This window comes from Paraburkholderia graminis (assembly GCF_003330785.1).
Taxonomy (GTDB): domain Bacteria; phylum Pseudomonadota; class Gammaproteobacteria; order Burkholderiales; family Burkholderiaceae; genus Paraburkholderia; species Paraburkholderia graminis.
Genome location: NZ_CP024934.1, coordinates 3,783,596 through 3,799,930, shown reverse-complemented (window position 1 = coordinate 3,799,930; position 16,335 = coordinate 3,783,596). Strand labels below are relative to the sequence as shown.

The window sequence follows — 16,335 nt, the reverse complement described above, 5'->3', positions numbered from 1 at the left end:
TCATTACTGGAGAGAACATGACTTTGCCCGTGAACGCGATTTCGTCGGCGCTGCAACAGTTGCATTCGATGGCTGCGCAGGCGACCGGCGGCAGCACCGCGGCGGCCGGCGCTTCGGCCGCAGGGGAGTCCGGCGCGGCCACGGCCGGCGGCTTTGCGTCGGCGCTCAAGGCCTCGCTGGACAAGATCAGCGGCGATCAGACCAAGGCGATCGGCGAATCGCAGGCGTTCGAGCTCGGCGCGTCGAACGTGTCGCTAAACGACGTGATGGTCGACATGCAGAAGGCCAACGTCGGCTTCCAGTTCGGCCTGCAGGTGCGCAACAAGCTGGTGTCCGCCTACAACGACATCATGCAGATGCAGGTCTGAACGCTGGCGGCCGCGGCGGCAAGAATGTTCCGCCCGCCACGGCCGCAACCTGCTGCATGCGCCGCGCCGCTCGCCTGAGCATGCGCGAGCACGCGCGGCCTGACCCCTTAATCCTCCTTACACCGGCCTAAAGCTTTCTCGCTGCGTATCCGATAACCAGATACAGGCATGAATCCGGGACGCGGCGACGCATCCCGATGGGCTGCCACGACCAACCGTAGTTGCAATTGAGGAGGAGCGCCGATGTTTTCCCCAGGACACTCTGGAGCCAATGCGTACGCACGCGTGGGCGTCGAGACAGGGGTGATGGGCGCGAGTCCGCATCGTCTGATCGTGATGCTGTATCAGGGAGCCAGGCAGGCTATCGCGCAAGCACGGATGCACGTGCAGCAGGGCAATGTCGCCGGTCGTGGAGAGGCGATCGGCAAGGCGATTCAGATCGTCGAAAGCGGGCTGCAGCAGTCGCTCAACCTTGAGGTGGGCGGCGAGATTGCGCAGCGGTTGAACGCGTTATATGGCTATATGTCGCGCCGGCTGCTGGAAGCCAATATAAAAGCGAGCGAGGCAATGCTGGTCGAGGTCGACGGTCTACTGGCGACGCTCGAAGAGGCATGGATCGGGATTGCCCCGGAGATAGCGCGGATGGCTGCTCAGCCGGCCGCGGAAAGCATGAGATGACATCGAACGCAGAATATTTTGCCCGCTACGAGGCCATCGCAGCGTTGTCCTGCCGCATGCTGATGGCTGCCCGACGCGCCCTGTGGAACGACCTGGTGCACTTGCAGGAAGAATACCGGCAACTCGTGGACGCGCTGAAAGAGGCGGAGACGGGCGTCAAGCTCGACGAGACGGAGCGCCTGCGCAAGTACGCGCTGATCCGCCAGATTCTCGCCGACGACGCCGCGATCCGCGACCTCGCCAATCCGAGCCTCGCGAAGCTGTCGGCGTTGTTCGGCGGACGGCCGTCGCGGGTGCTGAAGGAGCTTTACGGCGCGCGCTGACGGTGGCCGCGATCTAGCCGCGATGCAGCCGCGAGGCGCCTGACTGAACGAATTTGAGCGCGCTGCCGCCAATGTGACCAAGGAATCGGCATGAACGGAATCGACACGGCCCTCGCATCGCTGCTCGCGACCCGCGTCGACAGCCTGCTGAACATTGGTCCCGGCAGCGCCGCCACCACGCAAACCGGCGCGCCGGACGTCGAGACCGCGCCGACCACTTCGGCTCCGCTCGCCCCGCCCGCGCCGCCGCAGCCATCGGCGCAAACGGCCTTGTCCGCTGTCGCGCTCACGCTCAACGCGATCGTGCGTTCGGGCGGCGAGGCGACTCCGGCGATTGTCGGCCAGACGCCGATCTGGCCCGCCGCTCCCGCGCTCGACGTCGAAGTCGGCGCCTTGCCGCTTTTCGACGCGCCTGCTGCTCCCAATCTCGCTTCGAACGCCGCTGCGTCGGCGGCCACGGCCAATGTCGCGGCGGCGCAAGTGCCCGTTGCGGCGCTCGCGGCCGCGCTCGCGCAGACGGTCGGCGATAGCGGTCTCTTCTACGAAGCGCATCTCGCCCAATGGCTGAGCGGCCAGCGCTCGCCGGAGACGCTCGCCGGCGAGGCGCAGAACAAGCTCGTGGCGGCGTCGGCGCAATTGCCGTTGAACTGGGGAAGCGCTGCCGGCGATGCGTCGTCCGCGGCTGCTGGTGCCGGTGCCGGTGCCGGTGCCGGTGCCGGTGCCGGTGCCAAGCCGGGCATGGGCGCGGCGCCGAACGGGGCGGCTGACGGTGCGACGCCGAACGCGGGCAATTTCGCGAATTCCGCGAACCCGGCCAATGCGAATGCCGGCACGAGCGCCGGCCGCGCGATGCCGTCGATCGACACGGCGCACGCCGCGCGTTTCGCCGCCGGTGAAGTGCTCGCGAGTTCGCTGTCCGACCTGAACGGTCAATCGACGCATGCCGGTTTGCACAACGCCGCGTCGGCGGCGGCGGACGGCAGCCCGCAGCAGACGGCGCAAGCCGCCGCGGTTCATCCGGCGACGGTGCCGCTTGTGCGTCAGCAGCTCGATCTGCTTGCGACCGGCCAGTTCCGCTGGACCGGCGAAGCATGGCCCGGTGCGAAGCTCGACTGGACCATCGAACAGGACGGCGACGAGTGGGACCGCAGCGGCGGCGGCACGGCCAGCGAAGAGGACCAGCCGTGGCGCACGCGGCTGACGCTGTCGCTGCCGACGCTCGGCACCGTCGACGCCGAACTGACCTTGACCGGCATGCGCCTCGTCGCGCGCGTGCAGGCAAGTCCGGGCGGCGCGGCGCGGCTTGCGATGCAGGGCGAGGGCTTTCGTCAGCGGCTCGCGGCGGCGGGCATCCAGTTGCACGGGTTGACGATTCGCGAGATCGGCGGCGGCGCGCCCGCGACGGGCGCGGCGACGGCGAGCGCTGCGGCGGCCGCTCAGGCAGCGGCGTCGGCGTATGCGCGATCGGCCTCGGCGGGCGCGGGTGCTGGGGCTTCGTCGGCGGCGGGGAATGCGGGGGCAAACGCGGCGGCGGAAAAAAGCCGGCGCGCGCCGCCCGACGATTTCGACTGGGACATGTGATGAGCCGCAAACATCGCCGCAGCGCGGCTGCGCTCGTCTACGACGCCAACGGCGGCGATCCCGCGCCGCGCGTGATCGCGAAGGGCTACGGCATGCTTGCCGACATGATCGTGCAGCGCGCGAAGGAAGCCGGGCTGTACGTGCATGAAGCGCCCGAAATGGTCTCGCTGCTGATGCAGGTGGACCTCGACGCGCGCATTCCGCCGCAGCTTTATCAGGCGGTCGCCGAATTGCTGGCGTGGCTGCATCGGCTGGAAAGCGGAGCGGAGCGCGAGCCGCCGCAGGCCGCGTCGGGCAGCGCGAAGAGCGGTGTGGAGGATGTCACCGACGTTGTCGCGGTCGACATCGATGGTGCGGGTGACGGGCGGTGAGCTTCGGCGTAACCGCGCCACCACGCAACCATGCAGCGAGCCGCAATCAAAACCGCATCATCAACCTCAACAGCGCATTGACGCGCTTGCCGTAAGGTGGCGCGATCCATCCGCGCGCGTTCAGACGCGCCTGCGTCAACACCGGCTTCATCTTCGAAAACGTCACGAAGCCTTCGTAGCCGTGATAAGCGCCCATTCCGCTGGCTCCCACGCCGCCGAACGGCAGGCTTTCGCACGCCAGATGCATCAGCGTTTCGTTGATCGCCATGCCGCCCGCGATGGTTTCGTGCGTGACGCGCTCGATGGTCGCGGCGTCGTCCGCATACAGATAAAGCGCGAGCGGGCGCGGCCGTGCGTTTATCCACGCGATTGCGTCGTCGAGCGTGTCATACGCGACGATCGGCAGCAGCGGCCCGAAAATTTCCTCTCGCATCAACTCGCAATCGGCGGGCGCATTCGTCACGGCGACAGGCGGAAAGCGGCGGCTCGCAGCATCCGGCGCGCTGTCGGTGAGCGGATGCAACTGCGCGCCGGCGGCCTCGGCTTCGTCCGCGAGACGCTCGAGCCGCTCGAAGTGGCGCGGCGAAATAATCGACGTGTAATCCGGGTTGTGCGTGAAGCCGGGGTACATCTTCGCCATCCGCACGCGCGCCCGCTCGATGAAAGTCTGCTCCTTGCCGCGCGGCACGAGCACGTAGTCTGGCGCGACGCAGGTCTGCCCGGCATTGAGCGTCTTACCGGCGATGAGGTTATCCACGGCATTCTCGAAACGCGCGTGCGCGCCGATGATCGCCGGCGATTTGCCGCCGAGTTCGAGCGTGACCGGCGTCAGATGCTCGGCGGCGGCGCGCATCACCTCGTGGCCGATTTTCGTCGATCCCGTGAACAGCAGATGATCGAAGGGCTGCGCGCTGAACGCAGCGGCGAGCGCGGCATCGCCGTTGACGACCGCGACGTGATCGCGCGCGAAGGTCTGGCCGATCAACTGCTCGAACAACGCGGACGTGCGCGGCGTTAGTTCGGACATCTTGACGATCGCGCGATTGCCGGCGGTGAGCGCGCTGATGAGCGGCCCGGCGGCAAGCAGCACCGGATAATTCCACGGCACGATGATGCCGACCACGCCAAGCGGCTGCGGCACCACTTTCGCGCGGGCCGGCAGCAGCCATTTGTTGGTGCGGCGGCGCTGCGCTTTCATCCACCGTTTGCCGTGGCGCAGGGCCGCGTCGATTTCCTCTTTCACCAGCAGGAATTCCGCAAGCAGCACTTCCTGTTTCGCACGATTGCCGAAGTCGGCGCTCATCGCGTCGGCGAGCGCGTCGCGATTATCGAGCAGCACTTTGCGCAGCGCTTGCAGATGCGCCGCGCGCGTTTCCCACGACGGATACGGCGCGCGCAAATACGCATGACGCTGATCGCCAAGCAGCGCTTGCAGCGCGGCGACCTCGGGCAAGTCGTTCTTCATTGTTCACCACTCCCTGATGAAAGATGCGCTTATCGGTGTTGTTGCGTCGTTGCTTGGTTGCGTGCCGCTGGCTGCGGTTTCAAACCGGAAAAGCGCGTTCGACGATCGCCGCGTGATCAAACGTGGCGGGGAGCGTGCCGTAGACGCGGCCGCTTTCGCCGCAGCCATCCGCGAGACGGGTGGCAATGAAGGCCTCCGCGACAACGGCGGGCGAATGCCTCACGAGCAGCGTGGCCTGCGCGATCAGCACGATCTGCTGCGCGATGCGCCGCGCCGATGCTTCGCGATGTTCGGCCGGTCCGTTGAGCGTCGCGGCGAGTTTGCCGAGCGCGGCGCTCAACGCAGGATGCGCGGCGGCATCGGCCTGCCATTGCGCGAAGAGCGCCTGCGCCGCGTCGGGTTCGCGCTCCAGTGCGCGCAGCACGTCGAGGCACATCACGTTGCCCGAGCCCTCCCAGATCGAATTGACGGGCGCCTCGCGATAGAAGCGCGCCATCGGACCGGTCTCGACGTAGCCGTTGCCGCCCCACACTTCCATCGCTTCGCCGGTGAATTCGAGCGCGCGTTTGCAAACCCAGTATTTCGCCGCCGGCGTCACGATGCGCCGCCATGCGCGCTCGGCGGAGGCAGCCGCTGAATCGGCGGCGGACGTCGCTGTGCCTGCATCGGCGGATTGCTCGAACGCCTGCGCGAGCCGCATGAACAGCACGGTCGCCGCTTCCGATTCGAGCGCGAGGTCGGCGAGCACATTGCGCATCAACGGCTGATCGACGAGATTGCGGCCGAACGCGCTGCGATGGCGTGCATGATGAATCGCCTGCACGAGCGCCGCGCGCATCAGCGCCGCGCTGCCGATCACGCAATCGAGCCGCGTGTAGTTCGCCATTTCGATGATGGTCGGCACGCCGCGTCCTTCGTCGCCGATCATGATGCCGAACGCGTCGAGGAATTCGACTTCGCTGCTCGCGTTCGAGCGGTTGCCGAGCTTGTCTTTCAGACGCTGGATCTGCACGGCGTTCTTGCTGCCGTCGGGCGTGAAGCGCGGCACGAAAAAGCACGACAGGCCGACGTGATCGTGCGTGCGCGCAAGCACCAGATGCGCGTCGCATTGCGGCGCCGAGAAAAACCATTTATGGCCGACCAGTTCATAGGCACCGCCCCGGCCGCCGGCAGCGATCGCGCGCGCCTGGGTCTGATTGCTACGCACGTCCGAGCCGCCCTGTTTTTCGGTCATGCCCATGCCGATCATCGCGGACGCTTTTTGCGCGAGCGGCACATCGCGTGGATCGTGCTCGCGCGCATACAGCTTGTCGCGCAACGTCTCGAACAGTTGAGGCTCGCGCTGCAATACCGGAATGCTCGCGAACGTCATCGTCAACGGGCACAGCGAGCCGGACTCGATCTGCGCATGCAGGAAGTAGCCGGCGCAGCGCGCGGCCATCGCGCCCGGCCGCGGGTCGGAGAACGGCAACGCGTGCAATCCCTCGCGACGCAGCAGCGAAAGCAACTCATGCCACGCGGGATGAAACTCGAGCGCGTCGATACGTTCGCCGCGCGGGCTGTGCGTGGAAAGCTCGGGCGTGTGACGGTTGGCGAGTTCGGCGAGCGTGAGCGTCTCCGGCGTGGTGAGCGCCGCGCCGTGCCGCAGCAGCGCGTCGCGATGCCATGCGGCGCCGTCGCGTTCGAGCGCGGCGGATAGCGCGGCGTCGGTGGAAAAGAGGTCGTAGTCCGCGAGCGGCGGCACCTGATTGGTGACCTCGTGAGTCTGGCCGAAGCTATGGCGTTGCATCTGCTGTCTCCGTTCGCCGCGTGTTCGCGGCAAGGGCGCCGGCGCGGGTTTTTTATCGCGCGGCGTTTGCGCCAAGTGGGCGCTTTGTGTGCGCTTTGCGTGCGCTGTCTGTGCGCGCTCTATGCGTTTTCGCTGCGGCATCGGCGCGCAATCCGTACGCAGTCGTTAGCATGCGTCCGCGCCGCGCCGTTTGATTGCGACCGACTCACCGTGCGCCAAAAGCACATCGCTCACGGACCCTGTTTGAATCCCGCAAGCCGCCGCGCGGCGGGCGTCTGCGGGTCTTTCATCATAGGGGCGCAGGGGCGTTCAGGTTTAGAGTAATCGCTCTGACGTGAAGCCGCCGCGGCCTCCGAACCGTCCCTACAATGCCGGGAAACACACGTAGACAAGTGTGCACGAGACAGGGTGCGCAGACAACGCACCCATCAGGAGGAGCGATGGAATACGACTACATCATCGTCGGCGCCGGCTCGGGCGGCTGCGCGCTCGCGAGCGGTCTCGCGGACAACTGTCCCGACGCGACGATTGCCCTGATCGAAGCGGGCCCGCATACGAACCGCAACCTGTTGGTCAACATGCCGGTGGGCGTCGCGGCGGTCGTGCCGAACAAACTCAAGACCAACTACGGCTATCTGACCACGCCGCAACCGGGACTCGGCGGCCGGCGAGGCTATCAGCCGCGCGGGCGCGGCTTCGGCGGATCGAGCGCGATCAACGCGATGATCTACACGCGCGGCCATCCGCTCGATTACGACGAATGGGCGCAACTGGGCTGCGACGGCTGGTCGTGGCAGGACGTGCTGCCGTACTTCCGCCGCGCCGAGGGCAACGAGCGCGGCGCCGATGCGTGGCACGGCGACAGCGGCCCGCTCTCCGTGTCCGACCTGCGCTACCGGAACCCGTTTTCGAAGCGTTTCGTGCAGGCCGCGATGGAAGCCGGCTACAAGCCGAACGACGACTTCAACGGCGCCGATCAGGAAGGCATCGGCTTCTATCAGGTCACGCAACGCGATGGCCGGCGTTGCAGCGTTGCGCGCGCTTATATCTACGACCGCGAGCGCGGCAATCTCCATACGATCGCCGATGCCACGGTGCTGCGCGTGGTGTTCGACGGCAAGCGCGCGAGCGGCGTGGACGTGGTGCGCGGCGGCCGTCGCGAGACACTGACCGCGCGCGCCGAAGTCGTGCTCGCGGCGGGCGCGTTCAATTCGCCGCAATTGCTGATGTGCTCCGGCATCGGGCCGGCCGGGCATCTGCGAGCGCATGGCATCGAGGTCTTGCACGATGCGCCCGAAGTCGGCCAGAACCTGATCGACCACGTCGATTTCACGATCAACAAGCGCGTGTCGTCGATCGAGCCGACCGGTTTCTCGGTGCGCGGCATCGCGCGGATGGTGCCGCAGTTCGTCACCTTCATGCGCCACGGCCGCGGCATGTTGTCGAGCAACGTCGCCGAGGCGGGCGGCTTTCTGAAGAGCAGGCCGACGCTCGAGCGGCCCGACCTGCAACTGCATTTTTGCGCGGCGCTCGTCGACGACCATAACCGGCACATGCATTGGGGCCACGGCTATTCGCTGCATGTGTGCGTGCTGCGGCCATTTAGCCGCGGCGCGGTGACGCTCGCGAGCGCCGATGCCCGCGATGCGCCCGTGATCGACCCGCGTTTTTTCAGCGATTCGCGCGATCTCGATCTGCTGGTCGAAGGCGTGCAGATGGCGCGGCGCATTCTCGACGCGCCGTCGCTTGCGCTGCACGGCGGCCGCGAACTGTACACGCGGCCCGGACAATCCGACGAACAGTTGCGCCAGACCATCGCCGAGCACGCGGACACGATCTATCACCCGGTCGCGACCTGCCGGATGGGCGGCGATGCGCGCTCGGTGGTCGATCCGCAATTGCGCGTGCGAGGCGTCGAGGGACTGCGGATCGTCGATGCATCGGTGATGCCGACGCTGATCGGCGGCAACACCAACTCGCCCACGGTGATGATCGGCGAACGCGCGGCCGAGCTGATGACGGCGAGCCGTCGCCGGCCGCAGACGGTGGAGCAGGCCGGCGCAGTGGCAAGCGCCGCGCCGACGGCCAGCGCCGCGTGAACGTGTCGGTACGCCCGCTCGAACCGCCGCATTTCCGTCGTCAATTATGAGAGAACCAGTGCGAACGTCGTCTAAATCGTCATAAATTGTGCCGTTCCTTTTATGAGACTTCCGGATACCTATAATCGCCGCGCAATTAGGGGCGCGTCAGGTGGCGGGTCCGGGAACTCCAGGAAGCGAAGGCATGAGCATCAATTTGATTCACGCGATCCAGTCCGCGTTGACGGACGAAGTGGTCGCGCAACTGGGCGAGCGCATCGGCTTGCCGCCGCAAGCGACGCGCGCCGTGGTGACCACCGCCGCGCCCGCGCTGCTGGCCGGGCTGATGCACAAGGCCGCGACGCTCGAGGGCGCGCGCTCGCTGTTCGCCACCGCCGTCTCGCCCGATGTCGACGCGCGAATCGCCGAACAGTTGCCGCATCTGACGGACAGCACGCGCGGCGTGAGCGAACTCGAAGGTGCGGGGCGCGCGTTGCTCGAACGTTCGCTCGACCGCCGCGCGGAGTCGCTCAGCGACGAGGTGGCCGTGCAAACCGGCGTGCCGGCGCACGCCACGCATGCGATCACGGGCATCGTCGGCGCGACCATGCTGGGCATGCTCAAACAGCATCTGCTGAAAAGCCAGGGCAGCGTCGGTCAACTGCCGGCGCTGTTGAGCCATCAGATGCCGCTCATCGCGCCGTATCTGAACGACCGGCTGCTCGGCGCGCTCGGGCTCGGCACGCTCGGGCTCGGCACGGTTGGCGCTTTTACCGGCGGCGTGCTCGGGCAGTTGAAGGCGGTGTCGGCGCATATCGAGCATCCGATGCCGGCAGCGAAACCCACGCCCGAAGTGACCGCGGCGGTTCATGTGCCGGCGGACGCGGTGGTCGGCGAAAAGCGCCGCTCGCACGCGTGGCTGTGGTGGCTGCTGCTGGCGCTCGGGCTCGGCGCCGCGTTGCTGGCTTATCTGTTTCCGGGCAGCTTCGCGCAACTGCAACACCGTGCTGGCGATGCGGTCGGTGAGAGCGCGCAACCTGTAGCGGCGCAGCCGGCTTCGGCGGCGGTCGGGGCGTCCGGTGAGCTTGCAGCGGCAGTCGCGGCTAGCGACGGCGTCGCGTCGATGGTGACGGGCACCGTGCAGGACGCCGCGGCGTCGGCGGCTGTGGACGCGGCGTCTGCGGCTGCGTCGGCGTCGGCGTCGGTCGTTGCGGCGAGCGGGGCGGGTGTCGCTGGAGGGGCGAGTGGCGTTGGTGGTGCGAGCGGTGCAAACGGCGCAAGCGGCACGAGCGCCGCAAATGCCGCCAACGGCGCGGCTCGCGCCAACGGCGCAAGCGACGCGCATCAGCCGGGCGTCGCCGCGGCGCCGTCCAAAAACAGCCAGTTCGCGTTCAGCGTGAACGAAGCGGGTAAGCCGACGTTCACCGCGACGGTCGGCAGCGAGGCCGAAAAGACGCAGCTCATCGACGAGTTGACCAAGCGCCTCGGCCAAAACAACTACAGCGCGAACATCACCGTCGACCCGGCCACCAAGCCGGCCGACTGGCTCACGCGCCTCGACGGCCTCGTGCCGCTGATGAGCGTGCCCGGCGCGGAACTGAAACTGGACGGCACGCGGATCGAATTGAGCGGCGCGGCTGCCAACGCCAAACTGGGCTGGCAGAACGCGCTGAAGTCGCTATTCGGCGCCTCGTACGACGTCGGCGCGTTCGACCCCGAACACGCCGTCGAACAGGCAACGGCGAATTTTCGCAGCGCGGTCAAGGCTCTGTTGACGGGCAACCCGACGTGCGTCGCGGCCGATATCGCCAAAGTGCTCAACCTGCAGGTGATCAACTTCGGAAGCTCGAGCGCGCGTGTGCCGGCGACGGCTAACGAAGACCTGGGCCAGTCGGCGCGCGTGCTGAACGCCTGCGCGCGCAACGGGCGCGTCGCAAAGCTCGAAGTGGCGGGCTATTCGGACAACGTCGGCGGCGAGCAGGCCAATCTGCAACTGTCGAAGGAACGCGCGGAAGCGGTTCGCTCGTATCTGGTCAAAGCCGGCGTACCGGGCGACTCGCTTCGCGCGCAGGGTTATGGCCAGGCGCACCCGATCGCCGGCAACGACACGGCTAGCGGACGCTTCGCCAATCGCCGCATTGAGTTCAGCGCGCAGCAGTGAGGGCGAGGGCGCGTGAGCCGCAGCCGTAAGGCGGTGCCGTCCGGCGCACAGCAGCGATGGCGGCGCTGAATCACGGGCAGCAGTAAAGGCCGCTGGCGCTCGGCGCGCAGCAGCATGCCCGGCGGGCGCCTCATGCGCAGCAAGAAGGCCGGTCGCGCTTCACGCGGAGCAGTAATGCCGGTGGCGCGTCACCGGCTGCAGCAAGGCGGGCGACGCTCAATCCCAACCACCATGCCCGCCCGGCTCCCGCCGGGCGGCATGGTCATTCCGCGCGCGGCGCCTGAAGCGGCGCGGCGATGCCCGTCAGGCCGAGCATCAGGTCGTCGCCGGCGCGGCCGGGCAGCGTTTCGCGGGCCACCTCCAGCCAGGCGCGCGCCGCGTGCGACAGATAGCCGTCGCGGCGCCAGCCCATCGCCATTTCCCATGGAATCTCCGGCTCGACCACCGGCAGGCAGGTGAACTGCGCGGGATCGAGCCGCCGGCAATAAGGCGCGGGCAGCAACGCGATGCCGACGCCGGCAAGCACCAGCGCCGCCATGAAATCCCAGTGTCCGCTGCGTCCGACGATAGTCGGCGCGAATCCGGCGACGCGGCACGCGTTTAGCACGACGTCGTTGAGCGCCAGGCTCTCGCCGTAGAACACGAACGGCTCGTTCGCGAGCTGTGCGAGCGGCACTTCGCGCAATTCGTCCCAGGGCGAGCCGGTGCGCGCGACGAGCCAGAGCAATTGACGAGTGATCGGCAGCACGTCGATATTGGCGGGGTCCACCGGCTGCAGCACGCCGCCGAGTTCCAGCTCGCCGTTGATGAGCGCCGTCTCGATGGCGCGCGAGCCCTGCTCGAACAGCTTCAGCTCGATCTTCGGGTAGCGCTGGCGGAACGTGGCAATCGCGGGCGTGAAGAGCGAGCCGCCCATCGGCGGAATACCGATGGTGAGTTCGCCGCGCCCGAGCGTGCCGAGATCGTTCAGTTCGGCCTGCAACTGCGCGTGCGCGGCGAGCACCTCCTGACCGCGCTGATAGACGATGCGGCCGGCGTCGGTGAGCACCATCTGCCGGCCGTCGCGCAGCAGCAGCGGCGAGCCGATCTCGTCTTCGAGCGACTTCACCATCTTGCTGATGGTGGGCTGGGTGACGAACATCTGCTCGGCGGCGACGGTGAAGCTCTGCTGACGAACGACTTCGACGAAATAGCGCAGCGCACGCAGTTCCACGGTCGGGCTCCCGATTCCATATTGGAATGAATCGGGCGATTGTAAGTCATGGCATTTATGACGGCGAGGGCGGCTTCGACAATCGCTCGGCCTTGCAACGCGCGCCTAATATTGAGACGTGCGGTGCGAACCGCGAGCTACGATTGCCACCTTTGACGCGACCGGCTGCCGCCGCTTCCCCATGACGCCCGCTTCTGCTATCTGCATCGTTATTCCCTGCTACAACGGCGCGTCGACGCTCGCTCGCGCGCTCGATAGCTGCCGCATTCAGCCGGAGACCGCGCAGATCATCGTGGTGGACGATGGTTCGACCGATGCGTCCGCGGAGTTGGTCCAGCAATACGCAAACATCGACCCGCGCGTGCAACTGCTGCGCATGCCGGGCAACGGCGGCGCTGCGCGGGCGCGCAACTGGGGCGCGCTGCACGCGTCGCACGATCTGCTCGCCTTTCTCGATGCCGACGACGAATATCTGCCCGGCGCGCTGACTGCGGCAAGCGGGTTTCTCGCGCACTATCCGAAGCAGGTGTCGGTGCGGCTCGACGTCGAGTACGTCGATTTCCCCGCCGACATCACCGGCCACCCCGATTTTGCGCAGCACGCGGCGACGCTCAGCAACACGGTGCCGAGCAGTCTCGTGGTGCGCCGTGCGGTGTACGCGGCGCTCGGCGGCTTTCCGATGGATGACGCGTTTCGCCGTATCGGCGGCGAGGATGGCGCGTTCTCGTGGGCGCTGCGGGAGATGTTCGGCAATCCGCGGCTGCCGGACGCGAAGCGCGTGCGCATGCATTACCACGCGGGCATTCACGCCGAGCGGTATTTCCGCATTGCGTTTGGCTGGTTGACGCCGTCGCCCGCCGACGTGACCGACGCGTTCTCTTTTTCGCTGCGCTTTCTCGAGAGGGCGCAAGCGGGCATCGCGCAGTTGCGCGGCGCGGATCTCGCCGCCGAGGCCACGACGCCGGCGGCGGGCGAGGCCGCTGCCACGGCGGGAGGAAAGCCGTCGTGAAGTTGCGCGGTTAGGTGGGGCGGCGTCTGTCTGTAACTGCGCCGGCAACCAAGCTGTGGCCTGAGCCTTAGCAGCGGCCCGACGGCGCCGCAGTCAAACAAACACGAGCCTGAAGTCACAAGCCGCCGCCGCTTCGCGCCCTTCATCCGCCGACCCACAAGCGCCTCCGCCCCACGCCCCACACCCATCCCAATTTGCTACAATCGCCGTTCGTCTTCGAGGAGCGTTGCGACGGGTACCGCGAATCAGCATATATTCGCCGGCCGCCCGCCAGGCTCGAAGGCTTCAATCGGAGGGCCCGGATGCGCAATTGCGCTGTCCTATCCACCGCATCGAACCGCGCTCACGTCAAATTTCTAGTCACTATTTAGAAAGGAGGGCGTGATGAACGCCGCAGTTATCGATTCCCAGGCTTCCCAGGACTACATCGTTGCCGACCTGTCGCTCGCCGACTGGGGCCGCAAGGAACTCACCATTGCAGAGACGGAAATGCCCGGACTCATGCAAACGCGCGACGAGTACAAGGCGCAGCAGCCGCTGAAGGGCGCGCGCATCGCCGGTTCGCTGCACATGACCATCCAGACCGGCGTGCTGATCGAAACGCTGACGGCGCTCGGCGCGGACGTGCGCTGGGCCTCGTGCAATATCTTCTCGACGCAGGATCACGCCGCTGCCGCCATCGCCAAGGCCGGCACGCCGGTGTTCGCGTTCAAGGGCGAGTCGCTCGACGAATACTGGGAGTTCTCGCACCGCATCTTCGAATGGCCGAACGGCGAGTTCGCCAACATGATTCTCGACGACGGCGGCGACGCGACGTTGCTGCTGATCCTCGGCTCGAAGGCAGAGAAAGACCGCTCGGTGATCGCCAAGCCGACCAACGAGGAAGAAGTCGCGCTGTACAAGTCGATCGAACGTCATCTGGACGCCGATCCGACGTGGTACTCCACGCGCCTCGCGCACATCAAGGGCGTGACGGAAGAAACCACGACGGGCGTGCATCGTCTGTATCAGATGGAAAAGGAAGGCCGCCTGCCGTTCCCGGCGATCAACGTCAACGACTCGGTCACCAAGTCGAAGTTCGACAATCTGTATGGCTGCCGTGAGTCGCTGGTCGACGGCATCAAGCGCGCGACCGACGTGATGATCGCGGGCAAGATCGCGGTCGTGGCCGGTTACGGCGACGTGGGCAAGGGCTGCGCGCAATCGCTGCGCGGTCTCGGCGCGACCGTGTGGGTCACGGAAATCGATCCGATCTGCGCGTTGCAAGCGGCGATGGAAGGCTACCGCGTCGTGACGATGGAATACGCAGCCGACAAGGCCGACATCTTCGTGACAGCAACCGGCAACTATCACGTGATCAACCACGATCACATGAAGGCGATGCGTCACAACGCGATTGTCTGCAACATCGGTCACTTCGATTCGGAAATCGACGTCGCATCGACGCGTCAGTACCAGTGGGACAACATCAAGCCGCAAGTCGACCACATCATTTTCCCGGACGGCAAGCGCGTGATCCTGCTGGCCGAAGGGCGTCTCGTGAACCTGGGCTGCGCGACGGGCCACCCGTCGTTCGTGATGTCCAACTCGTTCACGAACCAGACGCTCGCGCAGATCGAACTGTTCACGCAAGGCGACAAGTACGAGAACCGCGTGTACGTGCTGCCGAAGCATCTGGACGAGAAGGTCGCACGCCTGCATCTGGCGCGCATCGGCGCAACGCTGACCGTGCTGTCGGACGATCAGGCCGGTTACATCGGCGTCGACAAGAACGGTCCGTTCAAGCCGAATCACTACCGCTACTAAGCACGTGCGTTGCGGTGCGCCTTCGCGCTGCAAAACATGACGGTATGACGACGGAGCGGCGCGCATGCGCCGCTTTGTTCACCATGCCCGCTTCCCATCGATTAACGGACATTCTGCCTGCAAGGAGCTTGACATGACCGTGCTGCTGACCTGGCTGATCAATGCGCTGGCGCTCCTGATCATCACCTATCTCGTTCCGTCGATTCATATCCGCAGCTTCGGCACCGCGCTGATCGTCGCGGTCGTGCTCGGACTGATCAACACGGTCCTGCGCCCGGTGCTGATCCTGTTGACGCTGCCCGTCACGATCGTGACGCTGGGGCTCTTCATTCTGGTGGTCAATGCGCTGTGCTTCTGGCTGTGCGCGTCGCTGCTGAAGGGTTTCGAGGTCTCGGGATTCTGGTCGGCGTTCTTCGGCTCGATTCTGTACAGCATCGTTTCATGGCTGCTGTCCGCGCTTATTTTCGGCAACCGCAGTCTCGGTTGACATACTGATCATGAACCCGATCGAACTTTCATTCGAATTCTTCCCGCCGAAGACGCAGGAAGGCGTCGACAAACTGCGCGCCACGCGTGCGCAGCTCGCGGCGCTCAAGCCCAAGTTCGTGTCCGTCACGTTCGGCGCCGGCGGCTCGACGCAGCAGGGCACGCTCGATACCGTCGTCGATATGGCGAAGGAAGGGCTCGAGGCCGCGCCGCATCTGTCGTGCATCGGCTCGTCCAAAGAGAGCCTGCGCGCGATTCTCAACCAGTACCGCGCGCATGGGATTCGCCATATCGTCGCGCTGCGCGGCGACCTGCCTTCGGGCATGGGCGAAGTCGGCGAGTTGCGTTATGCGTCGGAACTGGTGAGCTTTATCCGCGCCGAGTTCGGCGACTGGTTCTGGATCGAGGTGGCCGGCTATCCGGAATATCATCCGCAGTCGCGCTCGCCGCGTCACGATCTGGAAAACTTCGCCCGCAAGGTGAAGGCCGGCGCCAATTCCGCGATCACGCAGTACTTCTTCAACGCGGACGCGTACTTCCGTTTCGTCGACGACGCGAGGAAGCTCGGCGTCGATGTGCCGATCGTGCCGGGCATCATGCCGATCACGAACTTCTCGCAACTGATGCGCTTTTCGGAGATGTGCGGCGCGGAAGTGCCGCGCTGGATCGCGCGCCGGCTGGAGAGTTTCGGCGACGACCGCGAGTCGATCCGCGCATTCGGCCTCGACGTGGTGACCGACCTGTGCAAGCGCCTGGTCGATGCCAAGGTGCCCGGTTTGCATTTTTATACGCTGAACGGGGCGGCGGCGACCAAGGCGATTTGCGAGCGGTTGAAGGGCTGAGCGTCGAACAACCAACGGTTATCGCTTCCGTTGGTCCTCCGCAGACCGCCGCGCGAATGACGCGCGGCGCGTCTCGCGGACATTTTTCTTCCCGTGTTTTTCCGAGCCCTGCGGCAGAACACTCAAACGATTCCCCCAAAACCGCCCCAATCACCTACTCTGAAA

Annotated in this window: 14 protein-coding genes and 1 riboswitch; of the genes, 11 read left to right on the top strand and 3 right to left on the bottom strand. The window is 66.2% G+C overall.

Annotated elements, in window-relative coordinates; all coding sequences use genetic code 11:
* Positions 1-17 precede the first annotated feature (17 nt).
* From fliE to CUJ91_RS17090, 5 genes are all read left to right on the top strand, one after another.
* A complete protein-coding gene (gene fliE, locus CUJ91_RS17110; protein WP_053858865.1) occupies positions 18-368 on the top strand; it encodes a flagellar hook-basal body complex protein FliE in 351 nt (116 codons plus the stop codon).
* Between the two features lie 243 nt (positions 369-611).
* The gene (gene fliS, locus CUJ91_RS17105; protein WP_006053247.1) at positions 612-1,046 is read left to right on the top strand and encodes a flagellar export chaperone FliS; all 435 of its coding nucleotides are present in this window, start codon (positions 612-614) and stop codon (positions 1,044-1,046) included.
* Entirely contained in the window at positions 1,043-1,369 is a 327-nt protein-coding gene (locus CUJ91_RS17100) for a flagellar protein FliT (protein ID WP_006053248.1), read from the top strand. The genes fliS and CUJ91_RS17100 overlap by 4 nt, the downstream gene beginning before the upstream one ends.
* 90 nt (positions 1,370-1,459) lie before the next feature.
* The gene (gene fliK / locus CUJ91_RS17095; RefSeq protein ID WP_114156553.1) at positions 1,460-2,950 is read left to right on the top strand and encodes a flagellar hook-length control protein FliK; all 1,491 of its coding nucleotides are present in this window, start codon (positions 1,460-1,462) and stop codon (positions 2,948-2,950) included.
* A complete protein-coding gene (locus tag CUJ91_RS17090; RefSeq protein ID WP_006052541.1) occupies positions 2,950-3,321 on the top strand; it encodes an EscU/YscU/HrcU family type III secretion system export apparatus switch protein in 372 nt (123 codons plus the stop codon). The genes fliK and CUJ91_RS17090 overlap by 1 nt, the downstream gene beginning before the upstream one ends.
* Positions 3,322-3,367: 46 nt before the next feature.
* Here CUJ91_RS17090 and CUJ91_RS17085 read toward each other — a convergent pair whose 3' ends face one another.
* Both CUJ91_RS17085 and CUJ91_RS17080 read right to left on the bottom strand, forming a co-directional pair.
* The gene (locus tag CUJ91_RS17085; protein WP_114156552.1) at positions 3,368-4,786 is read right to left on the bottom strand and encodes a coniferyl aldehyde dehydrogenase; all 1,419 of its coding nucleotides are present in this window, start codon (positions 4,784-4,786) and stop codon (positions 3,368-3,370) included.
* 79 nt (positions 4,787-4,865) lie between these two features.
* Positions 4,866-6,575: an isovaleryl-CoA dehydrogenase gene (locus CUJ91_RS17080; RefSeq protein ID WP_114156551.1), complete on the bottom strand. Its 1,710-nt coding sequence runs from the start codon at positions 6,573-6,575 to the stop codon at positions 4,866-4,868.
* Positions 6,576-7,015: 440 nt separating this feature from the next.
* Here CUJ91_RS17080 and CUJ91_RS17075 point away from each other — a divergent pair, with 440 nt between their 5' ends.
* Both CUJ91_RS17075 and CUJ91_RS17070 read left to right on the top strand, forming a co-directional pair.
* Positions 7,016-8,674 (top strand): GMC family oxidoreductase, encoded by a 1,659-nt coding sequence (locus CUJ91_RS17075; protein ID WP_114156550.1) that lies wholly within the window; start codon positions 7,016-7,018, stop codon positions 8,672-8,674.
* 184 nt (positions 8,675-8,858) lie between these two features.
* Positions 8,859-10,814, top strand: coding sequence for an OmpA family protein (locus tag CUJ91_RS17070; RefSeq protein ID WP_114156549.1), 1,956 nt, complete (start codon positions 8,859-8,861; stop codon positions 10,812-10,814).
* A gap of 262 nt (positions 10,815-11,076) precedes the next feature.
* On the opposite strand, the gene CUJ91_RS17065 is transcribed toward CUJ91_RS17070, so the two are convergent.
* Positions 11,077-12,027 (bottom strand): LysR family transcriptional regulator, encoded by a 951-nt coding sequence (locus CUJ91_RS17065; protein ID WP_006052546.1) that lies wholly within the window; start codon positions 12,025-12,027, stop codon positions 11,077-11,079.
* 181 nt (positions 12,028-12,208) lie between these two features.
* On the opposite strand from CUJ91_RS17065, the gene CUJ91_RS17060 reads away from it, so the two are divergent.
* The 4 genes from CUJ91_RS17060 (at position 12,209) to metF (ending at position 16,170) form a co-directional block, all read left to right on the top strand.
* Positions 12,209-13,036, top strand: coding sequence for a glycosyltransferase family 2 protein (locus CUJ91_RS17060; RefSeq protein ID WP_114156548.1), 828 nt, complete (start codon positions 12,209-12,211; stop codon positions 13,034-13,036).
* A gap of 212 nt (positions 13,037-13,248) precedes the next feature.
* Positions 13,249-13,388: riboswitch (S-adenosyl-L-homocysteine riboswitch) on the top strand.
* 32 nt (positions 13,389-13,420) lie between these two features.
* Positions 13,421-14,842 carry an adenosylhomocysteinase gene (gene ahcY / locus CUJ91_RS17055; protein WP_006052548.1) on the top strand — a complete coding sequence of 474 codons (1,422 nt, stop codon included), beginning with the start codon at positions 13,421-13,423 and terminating at the stop codon, positions 14,840-14,842.
* 133 nt (positions 14,843-14,975) lie between these two features.
* A complete protein-coding gene (locus tag CUJ91_RS17050; protein ID WP_006052549.1) occupies positions 14,976-15,329 on the top strand; it encodes a phage holin family protein in 354 nt (117 codons plus the stop codon).
* Positions 15,330-15,339: 10 nt separating this feature from the next.
* Positions 15,340-16,170: a methylenetetrahydrofolate reductase [NAD(P)H] gene (metF, locus tag CUJ91_RS17045; RefSeq protein ID WP_006052550.1), complete on the top strand. Its 831-nt coding sequence runs from the start codon at positions 15,340-15,342 to the stop codon at positions 16,168-16,170.
* Positions 16,171-16,335: the final 165 nt, after the last annotated feature.